The sequence below is a fragment of the Martinezella dioscoreae genome (genome assembly GCF_009176305.1).
Taxonomy (GTDB): Bacteria; Pseudomonadota; Alphaproteobacteria; order Rhizobiales; family Rhizobiaceae; genus Rhizobium; species Rhizobium dioscoreae.
This window is the reverse complement of sequence record NZ_BLAJ01000004.1, coordinates 387,295-402,588: the sequence shown is the minus strand read 5'-3', so window position 1 is coordinate 402,588 and position 15,294 is coordinate 387,295. Positions and strand designations below refer to the sequence as shown.

The following is a 15,294-nucleotide window of genomic DNA, read 5'->3' as shown; positions in this document are numbered from 1 at the left end:
GCGATCTCGACAAGCCTTATCTAGCTTGAGTTTCGAAACTGGCCTTACCGCGTCAGCGCATTGGCAAGCCAGTGTGCGGCGTGTTCCGCGGCGAGCGTAAGGCGCGGCCTCGCTGGAAGGAGAACGTGATACCGGTCGGGGGTGGAGATCTCGGGCTCCTCCAAGGCGACGAGCGTGCCATCCTCCAGGAAAGTCTGGACAAGAAGACGCCAGCCGAGCGCGATCCCCTGCCCCGCACGCGCGGCCGCGATCGCCTCCGTATAGTGATTGAAGCGAAGATGCGGCTTTATTCGCAACGCCCGGCCCGTTTCCTGAACCCATTGCGTCCAGGAGAGCCATGAGCGATCGTGAGCGTCTGTCTCTATGAACTCATCGGCATCGGACATCTGCGCCGTCGGACGACGCCGATAATAGTCGGGCGAGCATACGGGAACGACGACGTCCTCCTGGGCGGCGACTATCTTGGCGTCGGCAAACGGCGGCCTGCCGTATCGAATGGCTACGTCTATGCCGCCAGCGTCCAGGTCGATTCTTGCGTCCTGCGAGATGACCCTGATCTGCACGCCCGCATTCTCCCGCCGAAACTCCGTCAGCCGCGGGAGCAGCCAGAAGGAGGAGAAGGCGACGGTCGCGCCGATCGTCACGACGTTCTGCTGAGAGGATCTGACCACATCGACGGCGTCCGCGATGCTGGCGAAGCTTTGCGCGAGCGTTGTTCCCAGGGTGAGGCACGCAGCAGTCGGTTCGATGGCGCGATGCTTGCGTACGAACATCGGCAGAGCGAGTTCCTCTTCCAATGTCGCGATCTGGCGGCTGACGGCTGCCTGAGTGACGCCAAGCTCGATCGCCGCCGCCGTAAAGCTCCGGTGCCGTAGAACGGCCTCGAGAGTCATCAACGCGGTCAGGGAGGGAATTCGCCGCCGAAAGTTCATGTGCATCCCTCACATTACATAATGTTATGCGTTCGTGAAAATTAATGCCGTTGAAGCATAACGGATGCAAGGGCAAACTGCGGATCATAGAACCATAAGAGGCTATCATGCTAAACAGGCTTCCATCCTCCATCTCCGCCCTGCTTGAAGCACGCGCCGATGGTTATTCCCTGCCTGCCGGCCTCTATACCCGCGAGGATGTCTTCGAGGCCGATATCGACGTCTTCTTTCACAAGCACTGGATCTGCGTCGGCCTCGACTGCGACGTACCGGAACCAGGCGATGCCACCGTTGTCGATATTGACAAGACCAGCCTGATCCTGCTTCGCGACGACGACGGCGAAATTCGCGTGCTTCACAACGTCTGTCGCCATCGCGGGTCGCGCCTGCTCGATGCCGGCAAGACGATCGTCTCGAAGCTTGTCTGTCCCTATCACACATGGACCTACGAACTGACCGGGGAGCTGAGCTATGCGCCACACATGGGCAAGGATCTGGACAAGCGGTGCCATAGCCTGAAGCCGGTGAACTTCAAGTCGATCGGCGGCCTGATCTATGTGTGCCTCTCCGACAATCCGCCGGAAGACATCGCAACCCTCGAGCAGGTGATGATCGAGCGCCTTGCGCCCTACGACATCCGGAATGCCAAGGTCGCTTATCAGACCGATGTCATCGAGGACGGCAACTGGAAGCTCACGATGGAAAACAATCGCGAGTGCTACCACTGTTCCGCCAATCATCCCGAGCTCTGCGTCTCCTTCGTCGATCTCGACTTCGGCTTCGATCCGGAAACGTTGAACCCAGAGGACCGCGAGCAGGCCGCCGAGCACTTCCGGCTCTACGACGAGCGGACAAAAGCCTGGGAGGCGGATGGTTTCCCGTCGGCGGCAGTCGAACAGCTCGTCGACTGCGCCACGAACTTCCGCACACAGCGTCTGATCATCGCCGGGGCCGGCGAATCCCAGACACATGATGCGACCGCGGCATCGTCGAAGCTGCTCGGTCGGATGACCCGCAAGGATCTCGGCGACACACATCTTTGGGGCCATAATAGCTGGAATCACTTCATGGGCGATCACGCTGTCGTCGCGATCGTCATCCCGCTCTCTGCCGGCAAGACGCTCGTCAGAACCAAATGGCTGGTCCACAAGGATGCCGTCGAAGGTAAGGACTATGACCTCGACAAGCTTACGGACGTCTGGGTCGCCACGACGGACCAGGATGCAGGCCTCGTCGCCCGCTCGCATGCCGGCGTACTCGACCCTGCATACCAGCCCGGCCCCTATTCTCGATTCTCGGAAACCAATCTGGACAAGTTCGCGACCTGGTATATCGATCGGATGCGCGCCCATGGGTATTGAATTCGCTCAGATGCAGCGCGGCCAGGTCGCTATGTGGGATCCGGAGCACGACGAGACGCTTGTATGCATCGACGTGCACCAGGAGACGCATGACGTGAAAAGTTTCACGTTCGCGTCTCCGGAAGGCAAGCGCTTCAGCTTCGATGCCGGGCAGTACTTTTTGTTCGATTTCCCGATGGGTCCGGATAGTGAAGCGCGCTGCTACAGCATCTCGTCGTCGCCCCATCGCGACAACGCGTTCACCGTCACGGTCAAGCGCGTGCCCGGCGGCAAGGTCTCAAACTGGCTGCATGACACCATGACTGCCGGCATGATGGTCAAGGGCCAGGGGCCGCTCGGTCACTTTATCCGTCCGAAAGGCGAAAAGACGAAACTCCTGCTGCTCTCGGGCGGATCCGGCATCACGCCGGTCATGTCGATCACACGCGATCTGGCGGATCGATACGAACCCTCGGACATCGTTTTTCTTCACGCGGCGCGCACGCCCTCCGACCTCATCTTCCGCCATGACCTTTCCGGCCTCGCGACAAGGATGAAAGGCCTGCGTCTCCAGTTCCTGCCGGAAACGGTGGCTGGCGAGCCGGCGTGGCCGGGATTGACGGGGCGGCTCTCGCTCGAGTACCTCAAGCTTGCGGTTCCCGACATCGCCGAGCGTGTCGTCATGTGCTGCGGCCCGGCCCCCTTCATGGCGGCGGCGCGTTCCATCACCACGGCATTGGGCGTTCCCGCGTCAAACTACATCGAAGAGAGTTTCGATGCGGCTGTCATCGACGAGCCAAGACCAGAGGTCGAGCAACAACCGGCCCAGAAGATCTATCGGGTGGAGTTTTCGAAGCAGAAGCGAATGCTGCAAGTCTCCTCCGATCAAACGGTGCTTGCGGCCGCGAAGAAGGGTAGCATCAGGCTTCCTTCGTCCTGTTCGAATGGCATGTGCGGAACGTGCAAATCCAAGCTCGTCTCTGGCTCGGTCGAAATGAATCACAATGGCGGTATCCGTCAGCGGGAAATCGATGCCGGGATGTTCCTGCCCTGCTGCTCGAAGCCGCTTAGCGATCTCGTCGTTGATCGCTGACGAAGGATTGATGCGAGAGGCGATGCCATCTGCTCTCGTGCTTTAGCTGGCCAGCATTGCGTTGAGCGTCTGGGCCGTGTGGGACGCCAGGGTCAATCCGATGGACCCATGCCCATGCCCGACGGCAAGAATGACGTCCCTGCCGCCCCTGGAAGGCCCGATGACCGGCACGGAATGGGCATTGAAGGCCGAAACCCAGGTCAGGAACGACTTGGCGTCCCGGGCGCGGGAAAGAATCTCCCTCTGCAAGAATAGACCTTCTTCCGATCAGGACAACGAGCTTACATCCGAAGGTTGAGGCAATTGTTTGTTGATTAACCGTTTGCATTTCAAATAATGTAACACCATCCATGTCATGAATAGCGGCGTTACTCTATGAGCGGCGCTATGGAAATACTAAAAGCCAAACAGAAATTTCAGCATTTCATGTCCATTCGGTCCGATAATCCGGACTTGTTGAAAGCTCAGTACCGTGCTTTCACACGGCAGATGCCGATGATGTATTTAATTCTGATTTCGAGTACATGGGCGCTTTCCATTACCCATATGCAATCGGCACCGACTTGGCTCACCATTGGCATCCCTGCTTTCTTCACGCTCGGCTGCATGCTCAGGATCAAATTCTGGTGGAGGACACGCAATGTCGATCCTCAGCCCGCAGTGGCTTATGCAGCGCTCGTCCGCACCAATCGCCTGGCTATCGGGATCGCTACTGCATTCACTGTTTGGTCATTTTTGTTGGTGCCCTATGGCGATGCATATGCCCAGTCTCATGTCGCCTTCTATATGGCGATTACAGTCATTTCCTGCATTTTCTGCCTGATGTATGTTCGCTCGGCGGCATTCATAGTTACCGTGATCGTCAATGGAGCATTCGTTTTATTTTTCGCGGCCTCAAGGCAACCGACTTTTATTGCGATAGCTATCAATGTGGCACTTGTGTGCGCGGGCATGATGTCGATTCTCCTGACAAACTACCGCAATTTCGAGCGCATGATTATCTCGCAGCAACGCACGGAAGCGCTTAGCAATGAGAACCTCTTGCTTGCCAATGTCGACAGCCTGACGGAATTACCCAATCGTCGCGCGTTCTTTACGCATCTGGAAGCTGAGTTCGAAAGGGCCAAGACCGAAAACACGCGGCTGGCTCTTGGCGTCATCGATCTCGATGGCTTCAAGCCGGTCAACGACCTTTACGGACACTCGGTCGGGGACAGGCTGCTGATCGACGTCAGCAGGCGCCTTACCACCAGCTTGAAAGCCAGCCGGGCGTTTCGATTGGGTGGCGACGAATTTGCAATCGTCGCCCCGGTCGCGCCTGAAGATGCTCAGCTTGTGAAAAACGCGAATGCGATTTCCGAATGGCTCGGAGCGCCTTATCACCTGCCGGAAGGAACGGTGCACGTATCCGCGTCGATGGGAATAGCGGTCTTCCCGAACCTCGCTTCTACTCTGGAGCAGCTTTTCGACAGGGCTGATTATGCCCTTTACCATGCCAAGAGAAGCCGTCGCGGAGGCGCGGTTTTATTTGACGCCGAGCACGAAAAGCAGATCAATATAGAAGCGCGCATCGAGCACCTGCTCAGGCAAGGCAATTTGGAAGACGAGCTCTCGGTCATGTTTCAACCGATCGTGAGCTTGGCGAATGATCAGACGGTTGGCTTCGAGGCCCTGGCCCGCTGGCACAGCCCGGTTCTTGGACATGTCTCGCCCGCGCAATTCTTCCCAATCGCCGAACGGGCCGGTATCGTCAGTTCACTGACACGGCCGCTGCTCAAAAGGGCACTTGCCTTCGCATGCGAGTGGGAAGAGCCTTTGCGCCTGTCGTTCAACCTGTCGGCCTACGACCTCAATTCCAACGAAGGGGTGCTGTCGTTGATCGGAATCATCGAAAGCAGCGGCTTTGACGCGAAGCGTCTCGACCTTGAAATTACCGAAACGGCCTTTACGCACGATTTCGAGCAAATCAAATCGTCGGTGGAAATGCTGCGGCATCTCGGTTGCGGCATTTCACTCGACGACTTCGGCACCGGTTATTCCAGCTTGACGCGGCTGCATGCCCTTCCTTTGACCAAGATCAAGATCGACCGCAGCTTCGTCACGGATTTGCACAAAAGGCCCGCCAGCTATAAAATCGTGAAATCACTTCTCAATCTCAGCCGGGACATGGAGCTGGAATGCGTGGTTGAAGGCGTCGAGACACCCGAAGAACTTGTGGCTCTTCGGGGGTTGGGGGGCACGCTGGTGCAAGGCTACCTCTATTCGCGGCCACTGAACGAAAAAGACGCTGCCGAATGGTGCTGCGCCGCCGCACGGCAAACAGGCTCGTCAACCAGCTGAACCACAAACATCTTCGATATGTGCCGCAGATGGCATGCTCCTGAACGGAAGCGAGCGGGCGACCCTCACATCAGCTCGACCGCAGGGCGGCGGTCAAGGGAAGTCGGCTGGCGACGGTGGCCGGCAAGGCGCCGCCCAGAATGCCGATCGCAAGTCCGAGCAGACCCGCCGTCGCCATGACATCGCCGGTTACGGAGAGCTGGAACGCCATTCGCGTTCCGTTCGTCCCAACCGTGCTTGCCTGCCAGCCATTGAAGGCCAGCCAGGATGCGAGCAGTCCAAACGCCACGCCAAGGGCGGCAAGCACGATTGCCTCCACCCATGTGCCGAGAAACGCGGATATCCGGCTGAAGCCGAGTGCCCGAACCGTTGCGATCTCGACGGTACGGTCCGACACGGAGTTCATCATTGTGTTGAGGGCACCGGCGGTCGCACCGATGGCCATCAACAGAGCGAGCGGCCAGCCGAATAGGCGGATGAGACTGGCCGTGCGGGCTGATTGCGCCGAATAGAGGTCAGCTTCAATAACGGCGTGCAACGGCGATGTCTTTATTGTGTCGAGCTTGGCCTGCAGCCGGGACACAGAGGTGGGATCGGACAGGCGCAAGCGCAGGCTCTGGACCTGCCCCTGCCGGTCGAAGGCCGACCGTACCGCGTCGAGGTCGCCCCAGATTTCGGACTCGAAGGCGCTGCCGCGCGCCGAGAACAGGCCGACCACCGTCCAGTCGACCGTGCCGAGCCGCAAGGTGCCGCCGATCGATATTCCGACCTGTCGCGCGAGACGGTCCCCGACGACGATCTCGCGCGAGCCTGGCGTGAACAGGCGACCGGACGGCAGGGCGATATGGTCGCGGATGGAGGGACCGGACTGATCCATGCCACGAAGAGCCAAGGTCAGACCCTCTTCCGACCCGTTCGATTTGGCGTCGACGGCAACGACGATTTCGCGCGAGAAAATCGGCATGCCGTTGGTGTCTCGCGTCACGCCGATATCCTCGGTCATTGCGCTTAGGGTGCGAATGACGGATGCCGGAACATCGGAGCCGGCCTCCTGGTTCGTACCGCCACCCAGAACGACGGCGAGGGAGTTTGAGCCGGCACTTTGCAGGGCCGTCTCGAAACCCCTTGCCATGGCCAGGAAGCCCGCGAGAACGCAGACGACGAGCGCCACGGAAAAAACCATGGAGACGGAAATGGAGATGCGTCGCGGCAGGCTGAACAGGTTTGCCCTGATCATGACGAATGCTTGTTTGGCATTGGAGGACATGAATCTACCTCGTTCTAAATGCGGAGATTATCGGGATCCTGAGCGCGTTCAGAGCCGGAAGGGCGCCTGTCGCAAGCGCTAACAGGGTGACCATCGCAAGAGCTCTTGCAAGAATTGCCTTGGAAAAGACGAGGCCGATCGCAGGTCCCGTGATGACCGTTGCAAGCAGTGCAAGCATGAGGCCGATGGTGCCGCCAACCAAGAATATGAACAATGTTTCGCCAAGGATCAGCGCCATGATCCATGAGCCGGAAAAGCCCAGGGTTTTCAAAACGCCGATCTCGAAGGTGCGCTCGCGAACGGCAAAGACCATGGTGTTGCCGACGATCATCAGCAGGGCGACGAATGCCGCGCCGACCACCATGTTCACGATCAGGCCGATATCGGCATATTGACGCAGGAAAGCCTCGAGGAACTGCTTTTCCGATCTAGTCTGTGTCGGCGCCGCCGAATTGGCGAACAGCTGATCTATCTTCGAGGCAAGTTCCCTTGTCTGAACATCAGGCTGAGGCCTAATGATGAAGGCGTCAACCGTGTCCTTGTTGCGGGCTCTGAGCGCATTGACATAGTCGTATTGGGCGATGACGAAATAGGTGTCGGTGGAGGCGTTCTCGCCGTTGAAGATGCCGGCGATTTCAAAGGACCAGTCACGGCTGCCATCTTGCTTTGCCATATCGAAGCTGGTGACGGTGATCTTCTGGCCGACGGTCCAGCCTTGCGCCTCGGCGAGCGCCTGGCCTACGAGGACGGTGCCGCGGTCCCTGGCGAGCACGCTAATCAGAGAAGGCGTCAGCCCGAGCTCCTTGCCGTTCGAACTGTAAAGTCGCGCGGGATCGGCGGCACTCACGGCGATGATGTTCTTCTCGACCGCCGCGAAGCCACGCAGGCGCGACATATAGCCGACGGCGGCCACACCTGGTTCGGCGGCGATCCGGTTCAGGTAGGACATCGGCAGCGGCTGGGCGCGGCCAGCCGCGCTCATGACCCCGAGGATGTCCTCGCTGGCCGCCGACGAGCCCTGGCTACCGTCGATGAAGCTCGTCGTCAGACCATAGATGAGAAAGGCCGTGGCGACGCTGATCATCAGCAATATTGTGCGCAGCGGCTTTCGCCACGCGCTTTTTCGCACAAGATCGAGGAACGTCATGCATCCGCCCTCCGCTCTTCGACGAACTGGCCCTTGTCGAGATGAAGCGTTCGACCGGCATAGCTTGCGGCCCGCGGGTCGTGGGTCACCATGATGATTGTCTTGCCGAGCTCGCGGTTCAGAAAACGCAGCATTTCCAGCACCTCGTCCGCCGATCGGCGGTCGAGATCGCCGGTGGGCTCGTCGCAGAGCAGCAGCGCCGGGTCCGCGACGATCGCCCGCGCGATACCGACGCGCTGCTGTTGACCGCCCGACATCAGCTTCGGATACTGCTTCTGGCGACCCGAAAGTCCGACCAGATCCAGAACCTTGTCGACGCGGACCCGCCGCTCCCGCGGCGAGAGCGGCTTCAAGAGAAGCGGCAGTTCGATATTCTCGGCCGCGTTCAGCATCGGCAGGAGATTATAGAACTGGAAGACGATCCCCATGTTGTGGGCGCGCCAGGAGGAGCGGGCCGCCTCGCCCATCTGATCAAGATTGCTGACCCCGATACGCAGGCGGCCCTGATCCGGCTTGTCTATGCCCGACAGCATGTTGAGCAGCGTCGATTTCCCGGATCCGGAAGGCCCCATGATCGCGACGAACTCGCCGCGAGCGATCTGCAGGTCGAGATTGGAAAAGATCGGGACAATCTCGGTCCCTATTCTGTATCCCTTCTTGACATTGTTGAGTACGATATAGGGCTCGTTGCTTGTGGAGGCGGTCATCGAGGAATATCTCCTGGCTGTTGTGCTGGAATGGTCGAAATACGAATACGGGCGGCCATGTTGGGCATGGTGCCGTCAGGTGGATCGAGGAGCGCCAGGCGCAGCCTGATCGTGCCCTTTTCCGCCGAAGCGACTGGCCAAAGCTGCAGGATTTCGGTCGCGAAGGGCTTATCCGGAAAGCCGTCGAGGACGGCTTCGCCGCGAAGGCCCGGACGAAGCTCGCCGATATTGGTTTCGGCGACATCGGCGTCAATCACCAGGCTGTTGGTATCGGTGATCGTCAGCAGGCTTTCATTTTCCTTGATACTGTCCACTCGGGCCAGCACCCGACCGCCGACGTGGGCGTCGAGCCGTGTCACCGTGCCCGAGATCGGAGCTCTGACGGTCAACGCATCAACATGTTCCTGCGCGATCTTCACGTCGAGTTGGGCTCTGGCATAGCTTTGGCGTGCCTGATCAACCGCGTTCAATGCCGTATCTCTGGCTGTCTGTGCTTCCTCGACGGTCTGGATCGAGACAGCACTCTTCGCAGAGAGCACCGTATTGCGTTGCAGCGAGCTGTCGGCCTGCTTGAGGGCGAGGATCTTTCCGTCGAGGACAAGCTTGGCGGCATCGCTGTCGGCCTTGGCCTGCGCGAGTGAAAAGCCAGCGCTGACGTCATCGATCCTGACGATAACCTGCCCGGCTTCAACGCGATCGCCGATACTGACGCCAACCGATGCGATCTCTCCCTCATATTTGGAAAAGACCGTCACGATACGCGGGGCGACGACGAAGCCGGACCCGGTTATCTCCGGCTTGAGTGCCGATCTCAGCGAATTGGCGGAAGGGATGGGCGAACCGCTACCGGAGGCCGCCTGAATGGATGGAACACTTGATTTGTCACCAGTTTGCGCCGTGCCCCGGGCCTCGATGTCCGGCTGCAGCTGAAGGGAGGGTTTGAGGCGAGGCGCGATATCCGGCCAGAAGAAGGCGACCGCGCTGACGCCAAGGGCGAGCATGGTACTCGTGAGGACAAACCGCCGATTCCTCTTGACCGGCGACCCGACTGATTGGAACGAAGGCTCAAGCGACAATGACCTGAGCGTTTCAGCGAGTTTGCGATTTTGTTCAGTGTTCGTGTTCATGCCGCCAACATGAACGAGACGCCCGAAAACTCGACCTCAAACGCGTTCTGGCCCGTACTCGATCGCGATCTGGTACCTCTTGCGCCCTGCTGCCTCCAGACGGTCTTCTTCGCAACTCCAGTATCGGATGCACCCGAAGAGAAAATCATGCTTGCGGCGTTCGTTGATCCCTCCCGATCCAAGCTGCCCGGTGGGTCGCTTGCGCCGTGCATCACAGGCGGCTTTTTTCCATGGTCGATCTTGTAACAATCGCATGAATATGCTCACGCTCGGAGGTGGTCGATCGGTATCGATCGGCGCGAGTGAGACCATAACAGCCATGCCAAATATCAATCTCAAATTGCTGCAAACCTTTCTTCTTGCAGCGGAATCCGGAAGTTTCCGCAAGGCCGCGGAAGAAAGCAATCGGTCACCTTCGGCGGTGAGCATGCAGATCAAGGATCTTGAGGAGCAGATCGGCATCAGCCTGTTCACACGCACGCCGCAGCGAGTCAATCTCACCAACGAGGGCCAGACGCTGTTCGAGGAAGTTGGGCGTGCCATGGCCGACGTTCAGGCCAGTCTCGACAGGCTGGCGGAATTGGCAGCCCGCCGCAAAGGGAAAGTCCAGATCGCCTGCGCCCCGACGCTTGCCACCAGCCGGCTCGGCGACATCCTGTCGACCTTCAAGCTGCGCTATCCGCGCAGCATGGTCGAGGTGCAGGAAACGCCGCCGCAGGCGGCACTCGTCATGCTGCAGCAGCAGGAGGTGGAATTCTATATCGGCCCGGAGGTGCCCAACCTCAACGACTTCCACTTCGAATCGATCATCGACGATCCGCTCGTCGCCTGCATTCCCGAAGAGCTATACAGCGGTGAAAAAACGATCCGACTGGAGACCATCGCCCAATTCCCGCTGATCATGCTCAATCGCAAGACCGCCGTTCGCGGGCTCGTCGATCGCCTGACGCGCGAGGAAGGCGTCGAGCTTGATGTTCAATACGAGGTCGAGAGCGCACAAACCGCGCTAGCGCTCGCCGCGTCGGGGCTCGGCGTTTCGATCGTGCCTGGTATCGCGTTGGGGCAGAATGTCGACAGCCGCGTCCGCGTCGTAGCGCTCGACAATCCCAACGCCCGGCGGGCTGTCGGCATTATCACGACCCGTGGCTATGTGCAGCAGCGCTATGCCGAGCAACTCATCGCCCTTATCCGCACCAATCTGCGCGGCGAAGGCTGAACGCTAGTCCGTCTGTATCCAAACAGCCTTGGTTTCGAGATACTCGTGAAGGTGCTCGATACCACCCTCGCGCCCGTAGCCTGACATCTTCATGCCCCCGAATGGTACGGCCGGGTCGAGCGCATGATACATGTTCACCCAGACCGAGCCCGCCTTGATGCGGCGCACCAGCTTGTGCGCCAGTCCGAGATTTTGGGTGAAGATGCCCGCCGCCAGCCCGTAGGGCGATGCATTGGCGCGCTCGACCGCTTCCTCGATCGTATCGAATGGCATGGCTGAAATGACCGGCCCGAAGATCTCCTCGCGGGCGATCCGCATCTCGTCCTTCACGCCGCCGAATACCGTCGGCGCGATGAAGTTTCCCTTGTCGTAGAGAGCTCCGGAAAGGCGCGTGCCGCCCGCGACCAAAGCGGCACCCTCGCTCTGCCCGGATGCGATGAAACTCTCGACGACCCGTGCCTGGCGAGCCGAAATCAGCGGCCCGATATCTGTATCGGCTTCGATCCCGTGGCCGATCCGAAGCGACCGGGCAAAATCGGCGACTTTGGCGACGAATTCCTCGTGGATCTCACGCGCGACGAACAAGCGCGAACCGGCGATGCAAATCTGCCCGGAATGCGCAAAGACTGCCATGGCGGCGACGGGCACGGCCCGGTCTATGTCAGCATCGCGGCAGACAATCACCGGCGACTTGCCGCCGAGCTCCAGCGAAACACGTTTCAAGTTGCCGACCGCGGCGCGCGCGATCGATTGTCCGGTGGCGGTGGACCCGGTGAAGACGATCTTATTAACGTCGGGATGCTCGGCCAGCCGGGCGCCGGCGACCGATCCCTTGCCGGTGACGATATTGACCACGCCGTCCGGCACGCCGGCCTCTTGCATGAGTTTGGCGATCAACAGCGGCGTGAGCGGCGCATCCTCCGAGGGTTTCAGAACCACCGTGCAGCCTGTCGCCAGCGCCGGGGCGATCTTCCAGATCGATGCTGCGGTGGGCGCGTTCCATGGAATGATCGCACCGACGACCCCGATCGGCTCCCGGCGGGTGAAAGTCACGATCTCGCCGGGTATGGAATTGTCGATCACCTCACCGTGAAGGGCTGTCGCCATGCCGGCGTAAAACCGCAGCATGCCGATGACCCGACGCTTGTTGGCAAGCGTGCGTGTGATCGGCATGCCCATGTTCAGTGTATCGGAAACCGAAAGGCGCTCCCAATTCTCCTCAAATAGGTCAGAGATTTTCAGGAGCAGCGTCTGGCGCTCATAGGGTGAGAACTTCGACCACGGCCCTTCCAGAGCCTGACGCGCCGCGGCGACGGCGCGGTCGACATCGGCGGGAGCAGCCAACGGAACCGTTGCAAGGACTGCGCCGGTCGCCGGATTATAGGTCTCGCTGACTTCGCCGGATTGGGCCGCAACCCATTGACCGCCGATGAACATTGGCCGGAAGCCACCATCGTAAAGCTCAGCCGCCATTTGCTTGGCGTCGAAAGTCAATGTCATGGCGCGGCCTCCCAGCTTCATTCTGTTGTCGATATTCACTATCAGACGGCCACAATACAAATAAAGAAAGCTAAAAAGGCGTTCAGATAATCGGACTGTGAAATCGCTCCGAGTTATTCGATGCTGTAGGAAATGGAGGAGCTTGACATGCGTCTTACGGGAAAAGTGGCGATCGTTACCGGTGGCGGATCGGGTTTCGGCGAAGGAATCGTCCGGAAATTCGTCGAGGAAGGCGCGCGGGTCGTGCTGGTCGATCGCGACCTCGCCGCAGCGGAGCGGGTGGCAACGCAGCACGAAGGATCGGTCGCACCGCTTGCCGGCGATGTCGCCACGCTCGACAACCTCGCCGCCGCGCGAGATCTCGCGCTGGCGCGGTTCGGCGGCCTGCACATCCTCGTCAACAATGCCGGTATCGGACAGCCTCCAATGCCGATGGAGGATATGGATGAAGGCCTGTTCGAGCGCATCTTCAATGTCAACATCCGCTCGATCTACAATGGTGCGCGGGCGGTGCTGCCGCATTTCAAGGCCGAGCGGCACGGCGCCATTTTGAACATCGCCTCGACCGGCGGCGTCTCCCCTCGCCCCAATCTCACCTGGTACAATGCCTCGAAAGGATGGGGCATAGCCGCCACCCGCGCCATGGCCGTGGAGCTTGCTCCCTTCGGGATCCGCGTCAACGCGATCAATCCCGTCGCGGGCGATACGCCATTGCTCTCGACCTTTATCGGCTCCGACAGCGACGAAAGCCGGGCGCGGATCGTCGCCACCATTCCGATGGGGCGGCTTTCGACACCCGCGGACATGGGCAACGCCGCCGCTTTCCTCTGCTCGGACGAAGCGAGCATGATTACCGGCGTCGATCTCAATGTCGATGGCGGCAAGTGCATCTGAAGAGGCAGCGATGAAGGATATGTAAGAGATTGCCGTCGTTCATGGCGACGGCATCGGTCCGGAGGTCTGCGCGGTCGTGGTCGATGTCGGCACGGTAGCAAGGCTCGATTTTACTTTAGCCCGGTTCAAATACACTCCGACGTTGAAAAGATCGGGGCCGAATGGCGCTAGGAATGGTCGCTGGGATGAATGAATATGGGCTCGTCGCCATGGTGACTTGCTAGAACAAAACTCCTCTCTGCAGAGCGAATTGAGTTTGCTCTTGCGCTGTCCCTTGGATGGTCTAAGTCATGTGGTCGTGGCGGCGAGCGACGTCGGCCTAATCGAATTTGACGATCGAAGGTAATTCAATGACCGCACAACTTTCTCTTCCCCGTGACCGGATTTCAGTCCTTCTCCTGGAAGGGATCAGCCAGAGTGCGGTGGACTATTTTGCCTCATCCGGTTACGTCAATCTCACCCATTTGCCGAAGGCCCTCGATGACAAGGATCTCAAGAGCCACATCTCAGAAGCACACATCATCGGCATCCGGTCGCGCACGCAGCTGACAGAAGAGATTTTCGGCTCCGCCAAGAAGCTCATGGCGGTCGGCTGTTTTTCAGTGGGAACGAATCAGGTCGATCTGGATTCGGCTCGTCGGCGCGGGATACCGGTGTTCAACGCTCCCTATTCGAATACGCGCTCGGTCGCCGAACTCGTCATCGGGGAAATCATCATGCTGACCAGGCGGATTTTCCCGCGTTCGGCCTCGGCTCATGCAGGTGGATGGGACAAATCCGCCGAAGGCAGTCGCGAGATGCGCGGAAAAACGCTCGGTATCGTCGGCTACGGCAATATCGGCTCGCAGCTGAGCGTCCTTGCCGAAAGCATGGGTATGAACGTTCGCTATTTCGATCCGTCGGACAAGCTTCGCCACGGCAATTCGGAATCCATGGCTTCGCTTGGCGAGTTGCTCGAAATCGCGGATTTCGTGACGATGCATGTTCCCGAAACCAGCTCGACCCAGAACATGATCACCGAGGCCGAGCTGCGCAGGATGAAGAAGGGCGCCTTCTTCATCAACAACTCCCGCGGCACCGTGGTCGATCTTGATGCGCTTGCGAAGGTCTTGAAAGAGGGACACCTCGCCGGCGCGGCCGTCGACGTGTTCCCCAAGGAGCCGGCATCGAACAAGGAACGCTTCGAAACGCCGCTGCAAGGTTTGGACAATGTGATTCTCACTCCGCATATCGGCGGATCGACCGAAGAAGCCCAGGAGCGTATCGGCAGGGAAGTTTCCAGGAAGCTTGTTGAATATTCCGATGTCGGCTCGACGCTCGGCGCGGTCAACTTCCCCCAGGTTCAGTTGCCGCCGCGTCCAAACGGCACGCGCTTCATCCATGTTCACGAAAATCGACCGGGTATCCTAAACAGCCTGAATACGATCTTCTCGTCGCGCGGGTTGAATATCGTCGGCGAGTTCCTGCAGACCCATGGCGAAACGGGTTACGTGGTTATCGAGGTCGAAGGCGTTGGCCAAACGGCGAATGAGATACTCGACACGCTTCGCCAGATCCCGGGAACGATACGAGCGCGATTGGTCTACTGATCGATCGATCTGCTGTGGACGACGGTGGCGCCTTTGGGTGACGATAAGGGCGCACACCCCTTCACTATCATCGATCCATAGCGTCGAACGCGACCTGACATCGTCCAGCAGACCTACCACTTTCAGCAAGGCTTGGCGGGCC

At 59.4% G+C, this 15,294-nt stretch carries 13 protein-coding genes and 1 pseudogene; 6 read left to right on the top strand and 8 right to left on the bottom strand.

Annotation, left to right across the window (positions count from 1 at the left end; translation table 11 throughout):
* Positions 1 to 44: 44 nt before the first annotated feature.
* The gene (locus tag GDN47_RS19070; RefSeq protein ID WP_113331128.1) at positions 45 to 932 is read right to left on the bottom strand and encodes a LysR substrate-binding domain-containing protein; all 888 of its coding nucleotides are present in this window, start codon (positions 930 to 932) and stop codon (positions 45 to 47) included.
* A 107-nt stretch (positions 933 to 1,039) separates the two neighbouring features.
* On the opposite strand from GDN47_RS19070, the gene GDN47_RS19065 reads away from it, so the two are divergent.
* Entirely contained in the window at positions 1,040 to 2,293 is a 1,254-nt protein-coding gene (locus GDN47_RS19065; RefSeq protein WP_152094000.1) for an aromatic ring-hydroxylating oxygenase subunit alpha, read from the top strand.
* Positions 2,283 to 3,365, top strand: a complete 1,083-nt coding sequence (locus GDN47_RS19060) for an FAD-binding oxidoreductase (protein ID WP_152093999.1) — start codon at positions 2,283 to 2,285, stop codon at positions 3,363 to 3,365. Before GDN47_RS19065 ends, GDN47_RS19060 begins: the two co-directional genes overlap by 11 nt.
* Before the next feature lie 42 nt (positions 3,366 to 3,407).
* On the opposite strand, the pseudogene GDN47_RS19055 reads toward GDN47_RS19060, so the two are convergent.
* A pseudogene (locus GDN47_RS19055) lies at positions 3,408 to 3,604 on the bottom strand (FAD-dependent oxidoreductase); the annotation flags it as partial.
* Positions 3,605 to 3,752: 148 nt separating this feature from the next.
* On the opposite strand from GDN47_RS19055, the gene GDN47_RS19050 reads away from it, so the two are divergent.
* Positions 3,753 to 5,705, top strand: a complete 1,953-nt coding sequence (locus tag GDN47_RS19050; protein ID WP_173002524.1) for a putative bifunctional diguanylate cyclase/phosphodiesterase — start codon at positions 3,753 to 3,755, stop codon at positions 5,703 to 5,705.
* A gap of 70 nt (positions 5,706 to 5,775) precedes the next feature.
* Here the strand turns inward: GDN47_RS19050 and GDN47_RS19045 are convergent, their stop codons facing one another.
* The 5 genes from GDN47_RS19045 to GDN47_RS32070 form a co-directional block, all read right to left on the bottom strand.
* A complete protein-coding gene (locus GDN47_RS19045; protein WP_152093998.1) occupies positions 5,776 to 6,972 on the bottom strand; it encodes an ABC transporter permease in 1,197 nt (398 codons plus the stop codon).
* 4 nt (positions 6,973 to 6,976) lie between these two features.
* Positions 6,977 to 8,119, bottom strand: coding sequence for an ABC transporter permease (locus tag GDN47_RS19040; RefSeq protein ID WP_152093997.1), 1,143 nt, complete (start codon positions 8,117 to 8,119; stop codon positions 6,977 to 6,979).
* Entirely contained in the window at positions 8,116 to 8,826 is a 711-nt protein-coding gene (locus tag GDN47_RS19035) for an ABC transporter ATP-binding protein (protein WP_152093996.1), read from the bottom strand. The genes GDN47_RS19040 and GDN47_RS19035 overlap by 4 nt, the downstream gene beginning before the upstream one ends.
* Entirely contained in the window at positions 8,823 to 9,827 is a 1,005-nt protein-coding gene (locus GDN47_RS19030) for an efflux RND transporter periplasmic adaptor subunit (protein ID WP_233789997.1), read from the bottom strand. The genes GDN47_RS19035 and GDN47_RS19030 overlap by 4 nt, the downstream gene beginning before the upstream one ends.
* Before the next feature lie 162 nt (positions 9,828 to 9,989).
* On the bottom strand, positions 9,990 to 10,382 hold the full coding sequence (locus GDN47_RS32070) for a hypothetical protein (RefSeq protein WP_173002515.1): 393 nt from the start codon (positions 10,380 to 10,382) through the stop codon (positions 9,990 to 9,992).
* Here GDN47_RS32070 and GDN47_RS19025 point away from each other — a divergent pair.
* Positions 10,273 to 11,169, top strand: a complete 897-nt coding sequence (locus GDN47_RS19025) for a LysR family transcriptional regulator (protein ID WP_152093994.1) — start codon at positions 10,273 to 10,275, stop codon at positions 11,167 to 11,169. The two genes, GDN47_RS32070 and GDN47_RS19025, sit on opposite strands and share 110 nt — an antisense overlap.
* A gap of 3 nt (positions 11,170 to 11,172) precedes the next feature.
* Here the strand turns inward: GDN47_RS19025 and GDN47_RS19020 are convergent, their stop codons facing one another.
* On the bottom strand, positions 11,173 to 12,669 hold the full coding sequence (locus GDN47_RS19020) for an aldehyde dehydrogenase family protein (RefSeq protein WP_152093993.1): 1,497 nt from the start codon (positions 12,667 to 12,669) through the stop codon (positions 11,173 to 11,175).
* Between the two features lie 147 nt (positions 12,670 to 12,816).
* Here GDN47_RS19020 and GDN47_RS19015 point away from each other — a divergent pair, with 147 nt between their 5' ends.
* Positions 12,817 to 13,563, top strand: coding sequence for a glucose 1-dehydrogenase (locus GDN47_RS19015; protein WP_152093992.1), 747 nt, complete (start codon positions 12,817 to 12,819; stop codon positions 13,561 to 13,563).
* 350 nt (positions 13,564 to 13,913) lie between these two features.
* Complete coding sequence (serA, locus tag GDN47_RS19010) at positions 13,914 to 15,152, top strand: phosphoglycerate dehydrogenase (RefSeq protein ID WP_152093991.1); 1,239 nt, start codon at positions 13,914 to 13,916, stop codon at positions 15,150 to 15,152.
* Positions 15,153 to 15,294: the final 142 nt, after the last annotated feature.

Coding starts and splice junctions, on each gene's coding strand:
- GDN47_RS19025 (WP_152093994.1), top strand. CDS start 10,273: ATGCCAAATATCAATCTCAAATTGCTGCAAACCTTTCTTCTTGCAGCG.
- serA (WP_152093991.1), top strand. CDS start 13,914: ATGACCGCACAACTTTCTCTTCCCCGTGACCGGATTTCAGTCCTTCTC.
- GDN47_RS19020 (WP_152093993.1), bottom strand. CDS start 12,669: ATGACATTGACTTTCGACGCCAAGCAAATGGCGGCTGAGCTTTACGAT.
- GDN47_RS19045 (WP_152093998.1), bottom strand. CDS start 6,972: ATGTCCTCCAATGCCAAACAAGCATTCGTCATGATCAGGGCAAACCTG.
- GDN47_RS19035 (WP_152093996.1), bottom strand. CDS start 8,826: ATGACCGCCTCCACAAGCAACGAGCCCTATATCGTACTCAACAATGTC.
- GDN47_RS19030 (WP_233789997.1), bottom strand. CDS start 9,827: ATGCTCGCCCTTGGCGTCAGCGCGGTCGCCTTCTTCTGGCCGGATATC.
- GDN47_RS19050 (WP_173002524.1), top strand. CDS start 3,753: ATGGAAATACTAAAAGCCAAACAGAAATTTCAGCATTTCATGTCCATT.
- GDN47_RS19040 (WP_152093997.1), bottom strand. CDS start 8,119: ATGACGTTCCTCGATCTTGTGCGAAAAAGCGCGTGGCGAAAGCCGCTG.
- GDN47_RS19060 (WP_152093999.1), top strand. CDS start 2,283: ATGGGTATTGAATTCGCTCAGATGCAGCGCGGCCAGGTCGCTATGTGG.
- GDN47_RS19065 (WP_152094000.1), top strand. CDS start 1,040: ATGCTAAACAGGCTTCCATCCTCCATCTCCGCCCTGCTTGAAGCACGC.
- GDN47_RS19070 (WP_113331128.1), bottom strand. CDS start 932: ATGAACTTTCGGCGGCGAATTCCCTCCCTGACCGCGTTGATGACTCTC.
- GDN47_RS19015 (WP_152093992.1), top strand. CDS start 12,817: ATGCGTCTTACGGGAAAAGTGGCGATCGTTACCGGTGGCGGATCGGGT.
- GDN47_RS32070 (WP_173002515.1), bottom strand. CDS start 10,382: ATGCTCACCGCCGAAGGTGACCGATTGCTTTCTTCCGCGGCCTTGCGG.